Below are 19,576 nucleotides of genomic sequence, written 5' to 3'. Positions count from 1 at the left end.
CGATGGCCATGGCTCCGGATACCTCTCGCCGCTGGCAGATGCTGGCCCTGGTGGGCGTGGTCGTTTTCGTGATCTGGCTGCTGGCGCCGGTGCTGATGCCGTTCGCGCTGGCGGCCATGCTGGCCTACCTGGGCGACCCGCTCGCCGACCGCCTGCAGCGGCTCGGCATGGGCCGGGCGTGGGCGGTGAGCATCGTGTTCACCGTCATCACGATCATCTTCATCGGCGTGCTCTTGCTGCTGGTCCCGTTGATCCAGACCCAGGTCGAGAACCTCATCACCAACCTGCCGCACTACGTGGAGTGGATGCGTAGTGTCGCGCTGCCGTGGGTGCAGCAGCGCCTGCACATGGATCCGGCAACGTTCGATACGGACAGCGTGCTGACCGCGATTCGCGAGCACATCGGTTCGATCGGATCGATCGCGGCGCGCACCCTGCAGCGGATCACCCAGTCGGGCATGGGCATCATCACCTGGATGACCAACCTCGTGCTGATCCCGGTGGTGGCGTTCTACCTGCTGCGCGACTGGGACACGATGATCGCGCACATCCAGCGACTGATCCCCCGTTCGGTCGAACCGACCGTGGTGCGGCTGTCGCGCGAGTCGGACCAGGTGCTGGGCGCCTTCGTGCGTGGGCAGCTGCTGGTGATGCTGGCGCTGGGCGTGTTCTACGGCCTCGGCCTGACCCTGGTCGGCATCTCGATCGGTCCGCTTATCGGCATGGTCGCCGGCCTGCTCAGCTTCGTGCCCTACCTTGGCTTCATGATCGGCTTCGTGGCGGCGCTGGTGGCCGCGCTGGTCCAGTACGGCGACTGGAGCCACGTGATCATGGTCGGCGTGGTGTTCACCATCGGCCAGTTGCTCGAAGGCTACGTGCTGGTGCCTCGCCTGGTCGGCGGCAAGATCGGCCTGCATCCGGTGGCGGTGATCTTCGCCGTGCTGGCGGGCGGCCACCTGTTCGGGTTCCTCGGCGTGCTGCTCGCCCTGCCGGCGGCGTCGGTCGTGGTGGTGCTGCTGCGCTATGTGTTTGCCCGCTATCGCGAGAGCGACCTGTACATGGAGCCGGCGCCCGTCGCCGCGCGCCAGGCTGTCGAGGTGGATGTCGACGTAGACGTCACCGTGAATCGGCGCGATGGCGGTTCGATCCTGCCGCCGGGCGATGGCCGTCCATGACCTCGCAGTTGCCCCTTGCACTGCGCTGGCCGCGTGGCCAGCGGTTCGAGCATTTCCACGCGGGTGAGAACGCCGCGACGGTGGAAGCCGTGCGTGCGGCGGCGGATGACGCCGCTGCGCCATGGGTGTTCATCGCCGGGCCGCTGGGCAGTGGTCGCACGCATCTGCTGATCGCCGCGTGCCAGGCGGCGATCGACGCGGGCCGCAGCGCGCAATACCTGCCACTCGCGGGGCTGCGTGGCACGCGTGCGGCCGCTATTCGCGGCATGGCCGGCAGCGACCTGCTGGCGATCGACGACCTGGATTCGATCGGCGGCGACCCGGATAGCGAGCACGCGCTGTTCGATACGTTCAACAGCTACAAGGCGGAGGGTTGCACGCTGTTGTTCGCGGCGAACGTGGCGCCGGTGGCGCTGGACCTCGGCTTGCCGGACCTGCGTTCACGCCTGGGTTCGCTGACGCAGGCGGTGTTGAAGCCGCTTGCCGACGGCGAGCGGCGGCAGGTGTTGCGTGAGCAGGCGGCGAGCCGGGGCATCGAGCTGGATGAGCCGGTGCTGGACTGGCTCTTCGCGCATCATGCGCGCGACCTCGGGGCGTTGCTGGACCTGCTGGACACGCTGGATCGCGCGACCCTCGCGGCGCAGCGCCGGGTCACCATCCCGTTCCTTCGCACGCTGCTGCCCTGAGCGGGCGGGCGCCTAGGCGCCCACCCAGCCTAGGTCAGGCGTCGGTGCCGAGGAGGCGCGGGGTCGCGTTGGCGCCGATGACCTCGGTCATCGCGGCGGCGATCTTGTGGTTGCCGGCGATGATGTTGCCGCTTTCCGGCAAGCCTTCGCGGCCGCCGAAGTCGTTGTAGACACCGCCTGCCTCGCGCACCAGCAGGGCGCCTGCGGCCATGTCCCACACCTGCAGGCCGGGCTCGAAATAACCGTCGAGACGGCCGGCCGCGACGTAGGCCAGGTCGAGGGCCGCCGAACCCATGCGGCGGATGTCCTCGGCTTCCTTCAGCAGGGCGCTGGTCATCGACAGCTGCGATTCGAGATGGTTGCGCACGCGGTACGGGTAGCCCGTGCCGAGCAGCGCGCCGGCGATCCCCTCGCGACGGCCCACGCGGATGCGGCGGTCGTTGAGGTAGGCACCGTCGCCCTTGCTCGCGGTGAACAGCTCGTCGCGCAGGGGGTCGAAGACCACGCCGTAGACCGGCTCACCCTTCTCGACGAGGGCGATCGATACGGAGAAGTGCGGGATGCCGCGCAGGTAGTTGTGCGTGCCGTCCAGCGGGTCGATCACCCACATCAGCGGACCCTTGCCGATCTGGCCGGTCTCCTCGCCCAGGATGGCGTGGGTCGGGTACGCACGACGGAGTTCCTTCACGATCTCCGCTTCGGCCAGGCGATCGACCTCGGAGGCGAAGTCCATCCGCTGCTTCTCGACGACCGAAAGGCCTTCGATGCGGTTCATGTAGCGCAGGATGATGTTTCCTGCGGAGCGCGCGGCGCGCGCCGCGACGTTGACGGCGGGTCTTGGCATGGGGGTCGGCTTGGCAAAAGAACAGGGGAAGCGGTCGAAAGCCGCGTCGGTCGGGCAGTTTAGCACCCGTGTCGCCCGCGCCCAAGTCGATGGCCGGTGTAGACTTTCCGGTCCTGAAGAACCGATGCCCTGTCCATGGCCCTGCCGCCGCTCCACGACCGCTTCCGCTTCGTCCTCGTCCGCACCTCGCACTCGGGCAACATCGGCTCGTCGGCACGTGCCATCCGGACCATGGGCTTCGACCAGCTGACCCTCGTGGCGCCGCACCGCTTCCCCGATCCGGAGGCCACCGCCCTGGCCGCCGGGGCGGACGACGTGCTGGGCCAGGCTGCCGTGGTCGACGACCTGGTCGCCGGCCTGGCCGGCACGACCTTCGCGCTGGGGCTTTCCGCCCGCCGCCGCGGGGTGAACCTGCCCGAGCTGGATCCGCGTGAAGGCGCGGCCCAGGCGATCGCCGCCGCCCGCCGGGGCGAGCATGTCGCCCTGGTCTTCGGCAACGAGCGCACCGGGCTGGAGAACGACGAGCTGTCGCGCTGCCATGCCATGGTCCGCATCCCCAGCGTGGACGATTTCAGCTCGCTGAATCTCTCGCAGGCGGTCCAGGTCGTCGCCTACGAGATTCGCACGGCGATGCTGGCCGAGGAGGCCGCGGGTCCCGCGGTGGTCGAGCCCGTGGTGGAGGTCGATCCGGACGAGGTGCCCGCCGACGCCGAGCAGGTGGAACGTTTCTTCACGCACCTGGGCGAAACGCTGGACGACATCGAGTTCCACAAGGGTCGTTCGCCGGTCACCATCATGCTCAAGCTGCGCAAGCTATTCCTGCGCGCACGCCCCGAACTGCGCGAGCTGCGCATCCTGCACGGCATCCTCGCCGACGCCCAGCGCATGGCCGCGATCGCCCACAAAAAAGACCTGTAGGAGCGCGCCTGCGCGCGAAAAGGTGGCGAAGCGAAGAGTCAAAGATCCAAGGATCCAAGGATCCAAAGATCCGAGGCTCCAAAGATCCAAGGATCCAAAGATCCAAGGATCCAAAGATCCAAGGATCCAAGGATCCAAAGATCCAAGGATCCAAAGATCCAAGGATCCAAGGATCCAAAGATCCAAGGATCCAAAGATCCAAGGATCCAATAAACCCCAATCGCGCGCAGGCGCGCTCCTACACGAGGTCGCGGAAGAAGCGGAGCAGGGCGTGGCTGAAGGTGGCCGACAGCGCGACCATGGCTACCGTCGTGGCCCACACCGCCAGCAGCAGGGCGCCATCACGCTCGACCAGCGCGAAGGCGAACACGATCAGCATCCCGCCGAACAGATAGTTGGTGAACGGGATCGGCAGTGCGAGCAGGATGCCGATCAGGATCATCACGAGCCCCGACCCCAGCGTGAAGGGGCGCTGCGTCAGCCGCTGCAGGCGTGGCTGGCAGGCCTTCTCCAGCCGCCGGGTGATCGGCGCAATCCGGTCGAGGAAACGTAGCAATCCCTCGCGCGACATCGTTCGTCGCTTGAGGAATCCCGGAATCCACGGCTGCTCCAGCCCGCACGACATTTCCAGCCCCAGGCCCACGACGAGCACGCCCATGACTCCGCCGATGCCCAGCGGCACGGGAAGGAAGTTCGGGATCGCAAGCAGGAGAAGCAGGAAACCGAAGGCCCGGCGCTTCAGCGGCTCCAGCAACTGCTCGACCGTGATGCGCTCGCCGGGCGTCGCCGTCGCGGCGGCGCGCAACAGGGCGGCGGTCTTGTCTTCGCGAGGAGGGTGGGCGGTCATGCATCGAGCGTTGCCAGCCCGGGTTGAACCGTGCGTGAGTGAGCCTATTCCCCGGCCGCGGCTTCGTCCGGGTCCAGGCTCACCAGCACCTTGTCGATGCGCGCCCCATCCATGTCGACCACTTCGAACCGGTGGCCCTGCCAGCTGAAGGCCTGCCCCGCGTGCGGGATGTGGCCGAAGCCGGTGGTGACCATGCCGGCAACCGTGCGGAAATCGTGCTCTTCCTCATTGGGAAGCTTGTCCACCTGCAGTAGCTCGCGAAGGTCGTCGGCCGGTAGCGACCCGTCGACCAGCCAGCTGCCGTCGTCGCGGCGGACGATCGGGCCGTCCTGCGCCGTGTCGTCCGCGGCAGGGGCCGTGGCGCCGACGACCGCGGAAAGCAGGTCGTTCAACGTCACCAGGCCCTCGATGTCGCCGTATTCGTCCACCGCCAGCGCAAGCTGGGTGTCGGCGTCGCGGAAGGCTTCCAGCAGGTCCAGCGCACGCGCCGTGGCCGGCACGAACAGGGGCCGGCCGACGTGGGCAAACAGGTCCATCTCGCCCGTCTCGAGCGAGCGGATCAGCGATTTGACTTCGACCGTGCCGATCACCTCGCTCTCGTCGCGGCGATAGACCGGATAGCGCGAGAACGGGGTCTGCCGCAGCACCTCCAGGTTGTCTTCGCGCGGCGCGGCGATATCCAGCCAGGCGATCTTCATCCGCGGCGTCATGACCGAGCCGACGGCGCGGTCGCCCAGGCGCAGGACCCGGTTGACCATGTTGCGCTCGTCGCTGTCGAGGATGCCCTGCTCGGCGCTCTCCGCCACCAGCAGGCGGATTTCCTCTTCCGTCGCGGCGTTGGCGCCCCGGCGATGCAGGCGCAGCACACGGAGGATGCCGGTCGACACGTGGTTGAGCAGCCAGACCAGCGGCAGGGTGATCCGCGAGATCACGAGCATCGGCACGGCGATCTGGCTGGCGATCTTTTCCGGCGCGGTGAGCGCGGCCCGCTTGGGCACCAGCTCGCCCACGATGATCTGCACCAGCGACATCAGCAGGAAGCCCGCCAGCCAGCCCAGCACGCGCATATAGGGTTCGAGCCAGGCCGGGCCATCGCCGTGGATCAGCTCGGAAAAATGCTCGGCCAGCCGGTCGCCGGCCAGTGCGCCGGTGACCAGGATGATCAGGGTCATCCCGACCTGCACCGTCGACAGGAACAGTTCCGGGGATTCGGCCAGCTTCAGCGCCGCCCGGGCGCGCCGGCTGTCGCGGGCCATGTGCTTGAGGCGGCTCTTCCGCGAGGCCACCACGGACATCTCGGACAGGGCGAAGAACCCGTTGGCCAGGGACAGGACGAAGACGAGCAGGAGTTCGGTGAGCATGTGCGGGCTATATACCAGACACGGCCATGAAGGTCTTGCGGCCGGCGTGCAACAAGGGTGGGGCGAGGTCCGGTAACATAAGCGTCATATTCCCGACCATTCCCCAGGCAACCCCATGTTTTCACTCCAGACCATGTTCGGTAAGGGCGACAAGTTCTACGGCCTGCTCGAAGAGAGCGCCGAAGCCGCCCGCGAGAGCGCGAAAGCCATGCACGAGCTGGTGACCCGCGCCGATCGTTCGCCGGTCATGGCCGCCTTCACGACCACCCGGGCCCGCGAGAAGGCGCTCCACGCCCAGATCGGCGAGGAACTGGTCAACACCTTCGTGACCGCGCTGGACCGCGAAGACATCGAAGCATTGAATTCGGCGCTGTACAAGATCCCGAAGACGATCGAGAAGTTCGCCGAACGCTACGTGATCGTCGCGGAACGCCTCCAGGGCGTCGACTTTGCCCAGCGTGCCGTGCTGCTCCAGCAGTCGGCCGACGTGGTCGTCGAGATGATCGCCCAGCTGCGCCAGGGCCTGAAGATCGGTCCGACCAAGAAGCTGCGTGACCAGCTGCAGGCGCTCGAAGCCGAGGCCGACCGCCTGCTGCTCGATCCCTACCGCACCCTCTACGCGGAAGCTTCCGACCCGCTCCGCGCGATCCTTACCAAGGATCTGTTCGAGCTGATCGAGAAGGCGATCGACAAGTGCCGCGACGTCGGCAACGTGGTCTACGCCATCGTGCTCAAGAACTCCTGACGGCGGCCCCGGCATGAGCATGGTCATCGCGGTCGTCCTGATCGCCCTCGCTTTCACCTATATCAATGGCTTCCACGACACGGCGAATTCGATCGCCACCGTCGTGGCGACCAAGGTGCTCACCCCGGGCCAGGCCGTGCTGCTGGCCGCCGTTACCAATCTGGCGGGCGCCCTGTGGGGCACCGCCGTCGCGGCCACCATCGCGTCCGGCCTGATCGACACCGGGGTGGTCGACGTGGGTTCGCACCTGCTGATCAGCGCCTTGCTCGGCGCCACGATCTGGAACCTGATCACCTGGTGGCTGGGCCTGCCGTCCAGCTCCAGCCATGCCCTGGTGGGCGGGCTGTGCGGCGCGGCGCTGGCCGCCTCGCAGGAAAATGTCCACGCCATCATCTGGTGGCAGGGCGGGGCGCACTGGTGGCTCGGCAAGGGCGTGCTGCCCAAGGTCATCGTGCCGATGATCATTTCGCCGTTCCTCGGCTTCGTCATCGGGTTCCTGCTGATGGGCGCGCTGTACGCGATGCTCGGCTTCTTCTCCAGCCAGAAGGGCTTCCTGCACCGCTTCGGGCGCACGCCGTTCGTCAACAGCTTCTTCGGCAAGGCGCAGATCGTCTCGGCCAGTGCCATGGGCCTGTCGCACGGCATGAACGACGCGCAGAAGAGCATGGGCATCATCGCCCTTGCGCTGGCCGGCGCCACCGCGGCGGGTCAGTTCGACCACCTGCCGGCGTTGCTGTCCTTCCTGCGCATCCCGCACGACCCGGCCGCGGCAGGCGGCTTCCCGATCCCGGTGTGGGTGAAGGTGGTCTGTGCGCTGACCATGGCCGCCGGTACCGCAGGTGGCGGCTGGCGGATCATCAAGACGCTCGGCCACAAGATGGTCAAGCTGCATCCGATCAACGGCTTTGCCGCGGAAGGCAGCTCGGCCGCCGTGATCCTGACCGCGTCGATGCTCGGCATCCCCGTGTCCACGACGCACAACGTGTCCGCCTCGATCATGGGCGTGGGCGCCGCCAAGCGCTTCAACGCCATCCGCTGGTCGGTGGTCGAGCGGATGGTGTGGGCCTGGATCCTGACCTTGCCGATCACCGCGGCGCTGGGCTACGGGTTGGTCAAGCTGGGGCATGTGTTCGGCGGGTAGGTTGGGCGTTGGCGGCCGGCCTGGCGTGCGGTCCTGGAGGGGATGGGGTGTCTTGGACCTGTCGCGCGCGGGCGCGCTCCTACAGGGCGTCGGCTTCGCCGTTGACGACCTGTTCCAACTGGTCGCCCGTGGCACCCAGTTCCTCGATCAGGCGAGCCAGCTCGCGTTCGTCGAGGTAGTCGTACGGGCGGTTCTCGCACAGGTGCAGGTAGGGCGAGCCGTCGAGGTCGGCCTCGGCGAGATAGCCGGTGCGCTGTTCCCAATTGAAACGCAGGCAGCGACGGGCGTCGAGCCCCGACAGCGGGCCGATCGGCGTCGACAGGCGCAGGAAGCGCTGGCCGTCGCCGTCTTCCAGTTCCGCAAGGTAGATGCCCTGGTGGCGCCCGTCGGGCAGCTCCAGGTCGAAGCTGATGAGGTAGGGCTCGTTCTGCCTGAGCTTGTGGATGCCTCCGACGTGGGAGCGGATTGCCTCAAAATGGCGCATGACGTGGCCTTGCCGTGGGTCGACTGGACCACCGATGGTACGCTCGTGGCGTTTCGATCGCATGCACGAACTGCCTCATGAACGAAGAACTCGACGACGACGAGGCCCGCGCGCTCCGCGCCCAGCGGATCATCGCTGCCGTGGCCGCGATTCCGCGGGGCCGGGTCGCCAGCTACGGCGCCATCGCCGCCCGCGCCGGTTACCCGGGCAGGGCGCGGCTGATCGGCAAGGTGCTGGGCGACGCCCCGAACCGCCTCGATCTGCCCTGGCATCGCGTGCTGCGTGCCGACGGCCACATTGGCATCCCGGCGGGCACCCGTGGCTACCAGGAGCAGTGCCGCAGGCTGAAGGCCGAAGGCGTCGTGGTCAGGAACGGACGCGTGCCGATGAGTGCGTTCGGCCTGGACCACGACCTGGATCGGGCGATCTGGGGCTTTCCGGGCGGGTAGGGCGGGGCGCTACTGGTAGGTGATGTCGCGCAGCCGCCAGCGCACGGCGGGATCGCGGGACATCGCGTAGTCGGCCAGGGCCACGCCGCGCAGGACCTCGAAGGATTGCTCGCGCGCCAGGGTCGGCTGCCTGCAGCCGACGGCATCGACGGCGCAGGTAGGTTCGCGGATGCTGCCGGTGAAACCGATGCTGCCGCCATGGATGCTGGCCGACGTGGCCCCGAGCATGGCCAGGACGGAGATCGACCCTACACGTCTGTTCATGAGCATGTCCCCTCCAGCTTGCCGGAAAGGCCGGCAACCTCGGGCACGTGGCCCGGCTCCATTACGCTCGCGTGACCGGGCAGGGGGCAAGCGCTGGCGGCTGATGGCGGCGTAGGCCTACACCTCGTGGGGTGTCGGTCTGACGCGGGCGAGAGCGGCCGGTTTGGTAGCATGTGGGGATGCAGTCATCCGCCGTCGATCTCCTCCACTCCGTATTCGGTTACCCCGCGTTTCGCGGCCAGCAGCAAGCCATCGTCGAAGAAGTGGCCGGTGGTGGCGACGCCCTGGTGCTGATGCCGACGGGCGGCGGCAAGTCGCTGTGCTTCCAGATTCCCGCCCTGATGCGTCACGGCACCGGTATCGTGGTGTCCCCGCTGATCGCACTCATGCAGGACCAGGTCGACGCGCTGGTCGAGGCAGGGGTCAAGGCCCGCTATCTCAATTCGAGCCTGGATGCCGCCACCCAGCGCGAAGTGGAAGACCTGCTGCTCGCCGGCGACCTCGACATGCTCTACGTCGCGCCGGAACGGCTCATCACCGGGCGCTTCCTCGCGCTGCTTGATCGCATCCCGATCTCGCTGTTCGCCATCGACGAAGCGCATTGCGTATCGCAGTGGGGCCACGATTTCCGCCCGGAATACCGTGAGCTGTCGATCCTGCACGAGCGCTTCCCGGAAGTGCCGCGCATCGCGTTGACCGCCACGGCCGACGAGCGCACCCGCGAGGAGATCGTCGACCGCCTGCGCCTGGGCGATGCGCGCCGCTTCGTTTCCAGCTTCGACCGGCCCAACATCCGTTACCGGGTGGCGCCACGGCAGAACGCGCGTCGCCAGTTGCTCGATTTCCTCGATGCCCATCGCGGCGACGCCGGCATCGTCTATTGCCTGAGCCGGCGCAAGGTCGACGAAACGGCGGCATGGCTGGCCGACGCGGGCGTCGATGCGTTGCCGTACCACGCGGGGCTCGATGCGGAAGTGCGCACCCGGCACCAGCAGCGCTTCCTGCGCGAAGACGGCATCGTCATGGTGGCCACGGTCGCGTTCGGCATGGGCATCGACAAGCCGGACGTGCGTTTCGTTGCCCATCTCGACTTGCCGCGCAGCATGGAAGGCTACTACCAGGAAACCGGTCGCGCCGGCCGCGACGGCCTCGCCGCGGAAGCCTGGATGGTCTACGGCCTGGGCGACGTCGTGACGATGAGCCAGATGATCGCCCAGTCCGAATCGGGCGACGATCGCAAGCGGATCGAACGGCTGAAGCTGGATACCTTGCTCGGCTATGCCGAAGCGACGCGCTGTCGCCGCCAGCTGTTGCTCGAAGCCTTCGCGGAAGAGCACCCCGGCGCCTGCGGCAACTGCGACAACTGCCTCGTCCCGCCGAAGACCTGGGATGCGACGGTCGCGGCGCAGAAGGCGATGTCGGCGATCTATCGCAGCGGCCAGCGCTACGGCGCCGGCCACCTGATCGAAATCCTGCGTGGCGAAGCGGGCGATCGCGTGCGCGAACTCGGCCATGACAAACTCAGCGTGTTCGGCGTGGGCGCGGACATGGATGCGACGCAATGGCGCTCGGTGTTTCGCCAGTTGCTCGCCGCCGGCCTGGTCGCGGCCGACCCGGACGGCTACGGCACGCTGCGCCTTTCGGCGCTGAGCGGGCCGGTATTCAAGGGCGAGCGCAAGGTCGAACTGCGCGAGGACGCACGCCCGGCCAAGGGCCGCCGAAGCAAATCCAGCGCGCCGGCACTGTCCAGCTCGCTGGGCATCCAGGCCATCGAAGAGCCGCTGTGGAACGAACTTCGCCGCGTGCGCGCGGAACTGGCCCGTAGCCATGGCGTGCCTGCCTACGTGATCTTCCACGACGCGACCCTGCTGGCGATGTTGCGCGCGCTGCCGCAGGACGAAGACGAGCTGGCCTCGATCAGTGGCGTGGGCGATGCGAAGCTGAAGCGCTACGGGAAGGATTTTCTTGCGGTGCTGACGGCGGCAGCGTGATCGGCTGCGGCTGCGCCATTGAGAGTATTCTCAAACCCATGTCCCTGTTGGAAAAAATGTCGTCCAACCGCTTGCATCGACCCGTGGTTGTCCCCAACCCTTAGGGGCTAACCCCACATCGATACGTTCGACGACGTGACGAGACGAGGGTGCATGCCATGGCCGACTGCCATGGCCAACGACGACTCAGGGAGCCGCCCATGCACGACGCCACGCCACTTATCGCCACCATCGTCGGTGGCCTCGTCCTCGCCTTCATCTTCGGCGCCATCGCCAATCGAATCCGCTTGCCGGTGATCGCGGGCTACCTGGTCGCCGGCGTCGTCGCCGGGCCGTTCACCCCCGGCTACGTGGCCGACGCGCACATCGCGCAGGAACTCGCCGACCTCGGCGTCATCCTGCTGATGTTCGGCGTGGGCCTGCACTTCTCACTGAAAGACCTGCTCGCGGTCAAGGGCATCTCGATCCCCGGCGCGGCCGTGCAGATGGGTGTCGCCACCGGCCTCGGCATGCTGATGGGCTGGATGCTTGGCTGGCCCATGGCGCAGGGCTTCGTGTTCGGCCTGGCGCTGTCGGTCGCCAGCACCGTGGTGTTGCTGCGCGCGATGGAAGAACGCCGCCTGCTCGATAGCGATCGCGGCCGCATCGCGGTCGGCTGGCTGATCGTCGAAGACCTCGCCATGGTGCTGGCCCTCGTCTTGCTGCCGGCACTCGCCGGGTTCCTCGGCGATGGCCATGGCGGCCCGGCGCCGTCCACGACGGAACTGGTCACGACGGTCGCGATGACGATCGGCAAGGTCGTGCTGTTCGTCGCGGTGATGCTGATCATCGGCAAGCGCGTGATCCCGTGGACCCTGCAGGCGGTCTCCGCCACCGGCTCGCGCGAACTGTTCCGCCTCGCCGTCCTGGCCATCGCGCTTGGCGTCGCCTTCGGCGCGGCGCACCTGTTCGATGTGTCGTTCGAACTGGGCGCGTTCTTCGCCGGCATGATGATGGGCGAGTCCAAGCTCTCCCAGCAGGCCGCCGAAGAAACCCTGCCGCTGCGCGACGCGTTTGCCGTGCTGTTCTTCGTGTCGATCGGCATGCTGTTCAACCCGCATATCCTCCTCGAGCATCCGTGGCTGGTGCTCGCCGCCTGCCTGATCATCATCGTGGGCAAGTCCGTCGCCGCGTTCGCCATCGTGCGTCTGTTCGGACGGCCGACCAAGACGGCACTGACGATCGCGACCAGCCTCGCGCAGATCGGCGAGTTCTCCTTCATCCTCGCGGCGCTCGGTGTGTCGCTGGGCCTGCTGACCGAAGAAGCGCGCGACATCCTGCTCGCCGCGGCCATCGTGTCGATCCTGGTCAACCCGTTGCTGTTCGTCGCGCTGGATCGCTGGGTGGCGAAGCACGATGCCGATGCGCCCGACGAGCACCCGGACATGCGTGGCCACACCGTGCTTGTCGGTTACGGCCGGGTGGGGCGTCGCGTGCTGGCCGAACTGCAGGCCGCAGGCACGCCGATCCTGGTCATCGAAACCGACGAGGACGCGGTGCGCGAGCTGCGAACCCAGGGCATCGCCGATGTCGTCATCGGTAACGCGGCCGCGGCGCCGGTGCTGGCGGAGGCCAACCTGGCAGCGGCACGGGCGCTCATCGTGGCGGTGCCCGATCCCTTCGAAGGTGGCCAGGTGGTGCGTGCGGCGCGTGCAGCGCGTCCCGACCTGCCGATCGTCGCCCGCGCGCACTCCCCGGATTGCGTCAGCCACCTCGCCGGGCTCGGCGCCAGCGAAGTGGTCTACGGCGAGCAGGAGCTCGCCCGCAGCATGTTCGAAGCGTCGCAGCCGAAGGCGCCGGCCCATGGCGGACACGGCGCGCACTGACCACGCGATGTGACGCGCAGTCGCCGGCCGATCAGGGAGCCGGCGGTGCGGAACGCGTCCTGAGGTTCTTCTCGGAATCCGCGATCATCGACAGCATCGCTTCGCTCGCGACCTCCGGCTGGCCATCGCGGATCGCGTGGAACACCTGCTGATGGTAGGGCAGCGAGTATTTGAAATTCGCAGCCGTGCGCGCCGAGAGCACGAAGAACGTCCCGAGCGCCGTCTCGATCACCGTGAACAAGGACGACAGCAGCTCGTTGCCGGTCGCCCGCAGCACGGCATCGTGGAACTTCAGGTCGGCTTCCGCCCACTCGTCCAGCGTGGTCGACGCTTCCATGAGGCCCAGTGCCGACGCGATGACTGCGAGCTGGGCACTCGTGCGATGGCCCGCCGCGGCCGCCGCGGCGGCCGGCTCGATGATCTTGCGCATCTGCACCAGCTTGTGGACGAAGTCGTCGGTCGGCATGGACGCGCAACGCCAGGCCAGCACGTCCGGATCCAGCTGGTTCCAGTCATGCTCTTCGACAACACGCGCACCCACGCCCGCGCGGGACTCGATCAGCCCCTTGGCCGAAAGCACTTTCAGCGCCTCGCGCAACGCCGTGCGGCTGACGTGCAGGCTCTCGGCGAGGGTTTCTTCGCGGGGAAAAATTTCACCTGGGCGGATTTTTCCGCCAACGATGCGCTGTCCTAGCTCCTGCACGACATGATTGTGCAGGGTGCGCGCCGTGCTGGGTCTCTTCATGAACGGGCCGCCCTGTTAGCCACACTTAGTCATATAGACGGACTATATGCAGAAGACCCTCGCCGCCGCCAGCCGCGCGGTTCGATCCGGTCGATGTCATAAGCCGTCCCCGCATTTCCCTTGCCGCGCTGCGGCAGTTTCCCGCTCGCCACCGCGACGTTTTGCGCACGCCCCGCCGAAACCTTCGCTGGATGAGAACTTTCTTGCAGTTCGAAGGTTTGTCGCAGTGCGACAAAAATACTCAAGCAAAATCGGACACTTGCGACTTAGTACTACAATATGCTTGACTGATGTTACGCGAGGTTTGCGGGTTAGGGGATAGCACCAAAACACACGGGCGGCCTGTCGGGTCGGCCACGGGGAAGGCTTGCCCACGCTCGACGAAGCGTGGTCGCAGAAAGGGATGGGGCAGCATGAAGAAAGCAGGTTGGGCGTTGGCAATCGGGTTGGCGGCTGCATCCATTGTGGCCGCGGCACACGGCGCGGATGCCGCGCGCTGGACACCCGCGCAAGCCCATGCGTGGTATGCGAAGCAGGCTTGGCCGCTGGGAAGCAACTATGTCCCGTCCGATGCGATCAACCAGTTCGAGATGTGGCAGGCCGACACCTTCGATGCCGCCCGGATCGACAAGGAGCTGGGCTGGGCCCAGCAACTGGGCATGACGACCATGCGCGTGTTCCTGCACGACCAGCTCTGGCAGCAGGACGCCGCCGGATTCAAGTCGCGCATCGACCAGTTCCTCGCCATCGCCGCCCGGCACGGGATCAAGCCGGTGCTCGTCCTGTTCGATTCGTGCTGGGATCCGCAGCCGAAGCTGGGCAAGCAGCATGCGCCCGTCCCGGGCGTGCATAACTCCGGCTGGGTACAGGGCCCCGGGGTCGCGATGGACGATCCCAGCCAATACCCGCGCCTGAAGGACTACACCGTGGATATCGTGCGCACGTTCGCGAAGGATCCGCGCATCCTCGCGTGGGACGTGTGGAACGAGCCCGACAACGACGGCGGCGGCAACTACACGACCAACCCGAAGGACAAGTTCGACCGCGTCGCGACCCTGCTGCCCCAGGTGTTCGACTGGGCGCGCAGCGCGGCGCCGACCCAGCCGCTGACCAGCGGCGTGTGGCATGACGCCAGCTGGGCGCCGGGAGCGAAGCTCAACGCGATCGAATCCACCCAGCTCGAACGCTCCGACATCATCACCTTCCACAGCTACGACTGGCCGGAGACCTTCGTCGCCCGCGTCGGCCAGCTCACGCCGTACGGCCGGCCGATCATCTGCACCGAATACATGGCGCGCGGCGCCGGCTCGACCATCGACGCGATCCTGCCGCTGGCGAAGAAGCTCGACGTGGGGATGATCCAATGGGGTTTCGTCGAGGGGAAGACGCAGACCACCATGCCCTGGGATTCCTGGGACAAGCCCTACGTACAGAAGCCACCCGTGCTCTGGTTCCACGACCTCCTGCATGCCGACGGCACGCCGTATCGCCAGCGCGAGGTCGACATCATCCGGCTGCTCGCGACGTCGCCACGCGGCGTCGTGCCACCCGACGCCGTGATGTACCCGCTCACCACCGTAAAGACCGTCCGCTGAACTGACTGACGACACACCTAATCTCTGAGGGGAGATTTCCATGAAGCGCATGTCCGTCCCAACGACGCTACTGGCGTCGATGATCGCTGCTGCCTTGTCGCCGGCGTATGCCGCCGCCACCGCGCCCGTGCAGGCACCGGTCCAGGCCAGTGCCGACGCCGTCCAGGCCAGCACCGCCACGCCCGTGGCCAGCCCGGCTGCGCAGGAAAAAGACGCGAAGAAGCCGGCGCCGACGGCCCAGCGCGATGCGGCGGCCAACGCCGTCAACCTCAACGCGGTGACGGTGCAGGCGCTGCGCGAGAGCCTTTCCAGCGCGCAGCAGATCAAGCAGGACTCGCGCATGGTCGTGGACTCGATCGTTGCCGAAGACGTCGGCAAGCTGCCCGACAACAGCGTGGCCGATGCGCTCCAGCGCATCACCGGCGTGCAGGTGGCGCAGGGTTTCCAGGGCGAGACCACTTCGGTGGTGATCCGCGGCCTGCCCAACGTGGCGACCACGCTCAACGGTCGCGAGATCTTCTCCGGTGTCGGCCGCTCGTTCGCCTTCCAGAACCTGCCCGCCACGGCGGTCAAGGCGTTGAACGTCTACAAGTCGAGCGAAGCGAGCATGATCGACGGCGGCATCGCCGGCGTGGTCGACATGCAGCTCTACCGGCCGCTGGATTTCGACGGCTCGCGCGTCGCCGCCACCGTCAACGAAACACACAGCCACTACGCCGACAAGAACGACCCGGAAGGCAGCCTGCTGCTGAGCAATCGCTGGCACACCGACGCCGGCGAGTTCGGTGCGCTGATCAACATGGGTGCCAGCGAACAGCACTACGACTACAACGCGGTGTGGGCCGACTATCCCAAGGTGCTCACCGGTGCGTCGGGCGACCCGATCCGCAGCAGCAACGGCGACCTGATCTCGGCGCCGAACGGCTTCGGCGCGGATTACAACATCGGCAAGCGCAAGCGCGAAGAAGCGAACTATGCCTTGCAGTGGAAGCCGAACGACAACACCGAGTTCTACGTCGAGGGCCTGTACGACTGGATGAACGACCAGTACAACCAGCCGTTCTTCTTCAGCTTCCCCACCGGTGCGATCGACCCCTCGTCGGTCAGCGTGTCGAACAACTGTTACGCGAACCAGCAGACCGGCTCGCCGTACTACGGCCAGCGCATCTGCGACGCCAGCAGCGCGTCGTGGACCGGCAACAGCTACGCCGCCACAAGTACCCAGGCCCACCAGCAGCACGGCCACGACATCCAGAACTCAATCGGCGCCAAGTGGCACGACGACAAGCTCACGCTCTCCACCGACTTCTCCTGGAATTCCACCTCGTTCCAGGAACAGAACTTCATCATCGACACCTTCCTGAAGGGGCCGATCACCACGGTGTGGAGCGGCAACCAGGGCGACCACACCAACTGGGGCCTGGCCGGCAATCCGGAAACCAATCCGGCGAACTTCTATCTCAACGGCCTGTTCCAGACGTGGAACAACCAGAAGGCGAAGCAGTTCGCCTGGCGCGCCGATGGTAACTACGACTTCGCCGGTGACTTCTTCCAGTACGCCGACTTCGGCCTGCGCTATTCCAACCACAAGGCTCAGTACGTCGGCAGCGTCGAGATCTCCACGCCCCCGCCGGGCGGCACGGGTGACATCCCGGGTAACCCGAACCCGGCCAACCAGGTCATCGCCCGCTTCCCCAGCGATTACTTCAGCGCGATGCCGTCGACCTCGGCGCTGCCCACCCACTGGCTCACCGGTTCGTACAATTACCTGATCGACAACGCCGACGCCCTGCGCACCCTGTATGGTTTGCCGACCGGACTTGCGCCGGAAAACCCTGGCCGCTTCTACCAGATCAAGGAGCAGGCGATCGCCGGCTACCTGCAGGTGGCCTACGGCAACGACCTGTTCGGCATGCCGTACGACGGCCTGATGGGCTTCCGCATGGAGCGCAACCTGCGCAGCCTGAATGCGTTCTCGTACAACGCGGCGACCAACATCTACTCGCCGATCTCCGCCGGCACCAACGCGCCGGTTTACCTGCCCAACCTCAGCTTCAACCTGCACATGACCGACCAGTTGCAGCTGCGCCTGGTGGCGGCGAAGACGATCACCTATCCGGGCTTCGGCCAGCTCAATCCGTCCATCTCGCTCAATCCGCCGACGATCAATCGCGCAGGCGCGGCGGCGAGCGGCAACCCGGACCTCACCCCGATCAAGTCGACCAACTACGACGCCTCGCTGGAGTACTACTTCGGTAAGTCCAGCTATGTCAGCGCCAACGCCTTCTACCGCGACATCAAGGGCTACATCCAGAACTACGTGACGGACGTGACCATCGGCGGCCTGCCGTACCAGCTGTCGTCGCCGCAGAGCGCGGGTTCGGGCCACCTCGACGGTGCGGAAGTCGCCTACCAGCAGTTCTTCGATTTCCTCCCCGGCGCGCTGAACGGCCTGGGCGTGCAGTTGAACTACACCTACATCGACGGCAGCACGCGCTCGCCGCAGTACATCGGTGGCCCGGTGGTGGCAGCGCCGCTGCAGAACGTGTCGAAGGACAACGGCAACGCGGTGCTGATGTATGAAAAGTACGGCGTGTCGGCACGCCTGGCCTACAACTACCGTAGCAAGTTCATCGACGGCTTCAACGCGGTGAACGTGGCCGGCGTGAACGACTACATCAAGCCCGCCAACCAGGTGGACTTCTCGCTCGCCTACGACTTCACCAACAGCCTGACCGGCGTGTTCAACGCGACCAATATCCTCGGCGCCAACCTGCACCAGTTCTTCGGTGAGGGCCAAAGCCGGCCGCGTGACATCCGCTACCAGGATCGCAGCGTGGGCGTGGGCCTGCGACTGAAGCTCTGACGCTTTTTTCCCTGGCGTATCGGGAGTGGTTTCCCGATACGCTTTTTTTTTGCAACGGGAGAACCAACCATGACGTTGTCCACCCCACGCGTGCTCGGCCTTGCGTTGCTCGTGGCCATGGGCCGGGTCGCCGCGGCACCGGCGGCCCCCGAGGTCGTCGGAACGCATCTTGCCGACGGGTCGGGATACGTCACCGTGACGCCCATCAGCGAAGGCAGCGATCGCCTGTTGATGGCGTTCGAACAGAAAGGCATGGCGGGCATCGCGCTGTGGCGTAGCGAGGACGGTGGCGATCACTGGCAGCCTGCCGGCAGCGTCACCGACCAGGTACACAAGGACGCGGCATGGCAGCTGCGCTGGCAGCCCCACCTCATGCGCCTGCCGCGGGCGAGCGGCGGCCTTCCCGCCGGCACGCTGCTGCTCTCGGCCAATGCCACCGGCAACGATGACGCGGGCAGGGTGGCCGCCGAAGACCTGCAGGTCTATGCGTCCACCGACGGCGGCGCCACGTGGCACTACCGCGGGTCGGTGATCCGTGGCGGCGGCCGGCCCGAGGACAAGGACAACAAGGGGGTCTGGGAAACCAACATCCACCTGCTGGATGACGGCCGGCTGGTCGCGTATTACTCCACTGAGCAGCACAAGGCGGAGGGATACAACCAGGCACTGGGCCACAAGCTGTCGTCGGACGGCGGCAAGACCTGGGGCGCCGAAGTGCTGGACGTCGCGATCCCCGGTGGCGTCGAACGCCCCGGCATGGCAGTGGTCACCCGGCTTGGCGACGGCCGTTACGCCATGACTTATGAAAACATCGATGGACCGGCCAACGGCCAGGTCCACGTCAAGTTCAGCCGGGATGGGCTCGACTGGGGCGATCCACGGCAGCACGGCGAGCCCGTGGCGACCGCGTCCGGGGCGTGGCCGTCTGCATGTCCGGTGGTGACGTGGTTCCCCGTGGGTGGCCCGGAGGGCACGCTGGTGATCTCGGCGGAACGCGCCGGTGGCGGCGGCGACGAAGGCGGCCGCTCGCTGTACTGGAACAACGCATCCGGGCGCGGGCCGTGGTGGGAAGTGCGCGCACCGGTGCAGAAGCGCACCGGCAACATCCATGCGGGCTGGACCCAGGCGCTGGTACGCCGCACGGACGGCCGGTTCCTGCATGTCACCACGTCGTCATCGCCCGCCGAACCGACCTCGGAGTGGGCGAACGAAGTGCTCTACCAATCGGCCGCGCTGGACTTCAGTCGCTTCGAGGCCGAAGACGCGGCACGCCGTTCGGCCGTGTCGATCCCTGACGCGAAGGCCTCGAACGGGCGCAAGGCCCGGCTGGGCGCCGGCAGCGAAGGCCGGCTACGCTTCACCATCAACGCGACGGCGGGCAGGCAAATCGTGGCGGTCCGTTTCGCGACGCTGGGCCTGCCGGGCACGCCCGCGGTGGTCGTCAACGGTGCACGCCAGCCGGCCGGCACCGTGCGCGACGGCGGCGACGGCTGGTCGATCCTGGAGACGCAAGTGGACCTGCTACAAGGCATGAATACCGTGGATATCGGTGGCGCCGGGCATGCGCTGGATATCGACTACCTGCAGCTGGGCCGCTGAC

17 protein-coding genes are annotated in these 19,576 nt (G+C 66.9%); 11 read left to right on the top strand and 6 right to left on the bottom strand.

What is annotated here, in order from left to right:
• Positions 1-8 precede the first annotated feature (8 nt).
• Positions 9-1,175 (top strand): AI-2E family transporter, encoded by a 1,167-nt coding sequence (locus tag KPL74_12955; protein ID QWT18649.1) that lies wholly within the window; start codon positions 9-11, stop codon positions 1,173-1,175.
• Complete coding sequence (gene hda / locus KPL74_12950; GenBank protein ID QWT18648.1) at positions 1,172-1,861, top strand: DnaA regulatory inactivator Hda; 690 nt, start codon at positions 1,172-1,174, stop codon at positions 1,859-1,861. Before KPL74_12955 ends, hda begins: the two co-directional genes overlap by 4 nt.
• Before the next feature lie 34 nt (positions 1,862-1,895).
• On the opposite strand, the gene KPL74_12945 is transcribed toward hda, so the two are convergent.
• Positions 1,896-2,705, bottom strand: coding sequence for an inositol monophosphatase (locus KPL74_12945; protein ID QWT18647.1), 810 nt, complete (start codon positions 2,703-2,705; stop codon positions 1,896-1,898).
• 135 nt (positions 2,706-2,840) lie between these two features.
• On the opposite strand from KPL74_12945, the gene KPL74_12940 reads away from it, so the two are divergent.
• Complete coding sequence (locus KPL74_12940; protein QWT18646.1) at positions 2,841-3,623, top strand: RNA methyltransferase; 783 nt, start codon at positions 2,841-2,843, stop codon at positions 3,621-3,623.
• Positions 3,624-3,861: 238 nt separating this feature from the next.
• Here the strand turns inward: KPL74_12940 and KPL74_12935 are convergent, their stop codons facing one another.
• Together KPL74_12935 and KPL74_12930 are read right to left on the bottom strand one after the other, a co-directional pair.
• Entirely contained in the window at positions 3,862-4,470 is a 609-nt protein-coding gene (locus KPL74_12935; protein QWT18645.1) for an exopolysaccharide biosynthesis protein, read from the bottom strand.
• 44 nt (positions 4,471-4,514) lie between these two features.
• Positions 4,515-5,831 carry a hemolysin family protein gene (locus KPL74_12930; protein ID QWT18644.1) on the bottom strand — a complete coding sequence of 439 codons (1,317 nt, stop codon included), beginning with the start codon at positions 5,829-5,831 and terminating at the stop codon, positions 4,515-4,517.
• Positions 5,832-5,946: 115 nt separating this feature from the next.
• On the opposite strand from KPL74_12930, the gene KPL74_12925 reads away from it, so the two are divergent.
• Entirely contained in the window at positions 5,947-6,576 is a 630-nt protein-coding gene (locus KPL74_12925) for a hypothetical protein (protein ID QWT18643.1), read from the top strand.
• Positions 6,577-6,589: 13 nt separating this feature from the next.
• Positions 6,590-7,717 carry an inorganic phosphate transporter gene (locus KPL74_12920; GenBank protein ID QWT18642.1) on the top strand — a complete coding sequence of 376 codons (1,128 nt, stop codon included), beginning with the start codon at positions 6,590-6,592 and terminating at the stop codon, positions 7,715-7,717.
• A gap of 79 nt (positions 7,718-7,796) precedes the next feature.
• On the opposite strand, the gene KPL74_12915 is transcribed toward KPL74_12920, so the two are convergent.
• Positions 7,797-8,201: a hypothetical protein gene (locus tag KPL74_12915; protein ID QWT18641.1), complete on the bottom strand. Its 405-nt coding sequence runs from the start codon at positions 8,199-8,201 to the stop codon at positions 7,797-7,799.
• A gap of 77 nt (positions 8,202-8,278) precedes the next feature.
• On the opposite strand from KPL74_12915, the gene KPL74_12910 reads away from it, so the two are divergent.
• On the top strand, positions 8,279-8,650 hold the full coding sequence (locus KPL74_12910; GenBank protein ID QWT18640.1) for an MGMT family protein: 372 nt from the start codon (positions 8,279-8,281) through the stop codon (positions 8,648-8,650).
• A 9-nt stretch (positions 8,651-8,659) separates the two neighbouring features.
• On the opposite strand, the gene KPL74_12905 is transcribed toward KPL74_12910, so the two are convergent.
• Entirely contained in the window at positions 8,660-8,914 is a 255-nt protein-coding gene (locus KPL74_12905) for a hypothetical protein (protein ID QWT18639.1), read from the bottom strand.
• A 179-nt stretch (positions 8,915-9,093) separates the two neighbouring features.
• Between KPL74_12905 and recQ the strand changes: the two genes are divergently transcribed.
• A complete protein-coding gene (gene recQ / locus KPL74_12900) occupies positions 9,094-10,905 on the top strand; it encodes a DNA helicase RecQ (protein ID QWT18638.1) in 1,812 nt (603 codons plus the stop codon).
• 200 nt (positions 10,906-11,105) lie between these two features.
• Positions 11,106-12,770 (top strand): Kef family K(+) transporter, encoded by a 1,665-nt coding sequence (locus tag KPL74_12895; GenBank protein ID QWT18637.1) that lies wholly within the window; start codon positions 11,106-11,108, stop codon positions 12,768-12,770.
• 31 nt (positions 12,771-12,801) lie between these two features.
• Here KPL74_12895 and KPL74_12890 read toward each other — a convergent pair whose 3' ends face one another.
• Positions 12,802-13,515: a FadR family transcriptional regulator gene (locus KPL74_12890; GenBank protein ID QWT18636.1), complete on the bottom strand. Its 714-nt coding sequence runs from the start codon at positions 13,513-13,515 to the stop codon at positions 12,802-12,804.
• A 413-nt stretch (positions 13,516-13,928) separates the two neighbouring features.
• Here KPL74_12890 and KPL74_12885 point away from each other — a divergent pair, with 413 nt between their 5' ends.
• The 3 genes from KPL74_12885 (at position 13,929) to KPL74_12875 (ending at position 19,575) form a co-directional block, all read left to right on the top strand.
• Positions 13,929-15,110, top strand: coding sequence for a cellulase family glycosylhydrolase (locus tag KPL74_12885; GenBank protein QWT18635.1), 1,182 nt, complete (start codon positions 13,929-13,931; stop codon positions 15,108-15,110).
• A 40-nt stretch (positions 15,111-15,150) separates the two neighbouring features.
• Positions 15,151-17,976 (top strand): TonB-dependent receptor, encoded by a 2,826-nt coding sequence (locus KPL74_12880; protein ID QWT18634.1) that lies wholly within the window; start codon positions 15,151-15,153, stop codon positions 17,974-17,976.
• A 69-nt stretch (positions 17,977-18,045) separates the two neighbouring features.
• Entirely contained in the window at positions 18,046-19,575 is a 1,530-nt protein-coding gene (locus KPL74_12875) for an exo-alpha-sialidase (GenBank protein ID QWT18633.1), read from the top strand.
• Position 19,576: the final 1 nt, after the last annotated feature.

This window comes from Bacillus sp. NP157 (assembly GCA_018889975.1).
GTDB lineage: Bacteria > Pseudomonadota > Gammaproteobacteria > Xanthomonadales > Rhodanobacteraceae > Luteibacter.
Note: the sequence above shows the minus strand (reverse complement) of the source record. Positions and strands in the feature narration are given on the sequence as shown.

Excerpts from the sequence above, each read along its gene's own strand:
- KPL74_12955 (QWT18649.1), top strand. The coding sequence starts at position 9 with ATGGCTCCGGATACCTCTCGCCGCTGGCAGATGCTGGCCCTGGTGGGC.
- hda (QWT18648.1), top strand. The coding sequence starts at position 1,172 with ATGACCTCGCAGTTGCCCCTTGCACTGCGCTGGCCGCGTGGCCAGCGG.
- KPL74_12945 (QWT18647.1), bottom strand. The coding sequence starts at position 2,705 with ATGCCAAGACCCGCCGTCAACGTCGCGGCGCGCGCCGCGCGCTCCGCA.
- KPL74_12940 (QWT18646.1), top strand. The coding sequence starts at position 2,841 with ATGGCCCTGCCGCCGCTCCACGACCGCTTCCGCTTCGTCCTCGTCCGC.
- KPL74_12935 (QWT18645.1), bottom strand. The coding sequence starts at position 4,470 with ATGACCGCCCACCCTCCTCGCGAAGACAAGACCGCCGCCCTGTTGCGC.
- KPL74_12930 (QWT18644.1), bottom strand. The coding sequence starts at position 5,831 with ATGCTCACCGAACTCCTGCTCGTCTTCGTCCTGTCCCTGGCCAACGGG.
- KPL74_12925 (QWT18643.1), top strand. The coding sequence starts at position 5,947 with ATGTTTTCACTCCAGACCATGTTCGGTAAGGGCGACAAGTTCTACGGC.
- KPL74_12920 (QWT18642.1), top strand. The coding sequence starts at position 6,590 with ATGAGCATGGTCATCGCGGTCGTCCTGATCGCCCTCGCTTTCACCTAT.
- KPL74_12915 (QWT18641.1), bottom strand. The coding sequence starts at position 8,201 with ATGCGCCATTTTGAGGCAATCCGCTCCCACGTCGGAGGCATCCACAAG.
- KPL74_12910 (QWT18640.1), top strand. The coding sequence starts at position 8,279 with ATGAACGAAGAACTCGACGACGACGAGGCCCGCGCGCTCCGCGCCCAG.
- KPL74_12905 (QWT18639.1), bottom strand. The coding sequence starts at position 8,914 with ATGAACAGACGTGTAGGGTCGATCTCCGTCCTGGCCATGCTCGGGGCC.
- recQ (QWT18638.1), top strand. The coding sequence starts at position 9,094 with ATGCAGTCATCCGCCGTCGATCTCCTCCACTCCGTATTCGGTTACCCC.
- KPL74_12895 (QWT18637.1), top strand. The coding sequence starts at position 11,106 with ATGCACGACGCCACGCCACTTATCGCCACCATCGTCGGTGGCCTCGTC.
- KPL74_12890 (QWT18636.1), bottom strand. The coding sequence starts at position 13,515 with ATGAAGAGACCCAGCACGGCGCGCACCCTGCACAATCATGTCGTGCAG.
- KPL74_12885 (QWT18635.1), top strand. The coding sequence starts at position 13,929 with ATGAAGAAAGCAGGTTGGGCGTTGGCAATCGGGTTGGCGGCTGCATCC.
- KPL74_12880 (QWT18634.1), top strand. The coding sequence starts at position 15,151 with ATGAAGCGCATGTCCGTCCCAACGACGCTACTGGCGTCGATGATCGCT.
- KPL74_12875 (QWT18633.1), top strand. The coding sequence starts at position 18,046 with ATGACGTTGTCCACCCCACGCGTGCTCGGCCTTGCGTTGCTCGTGGCC.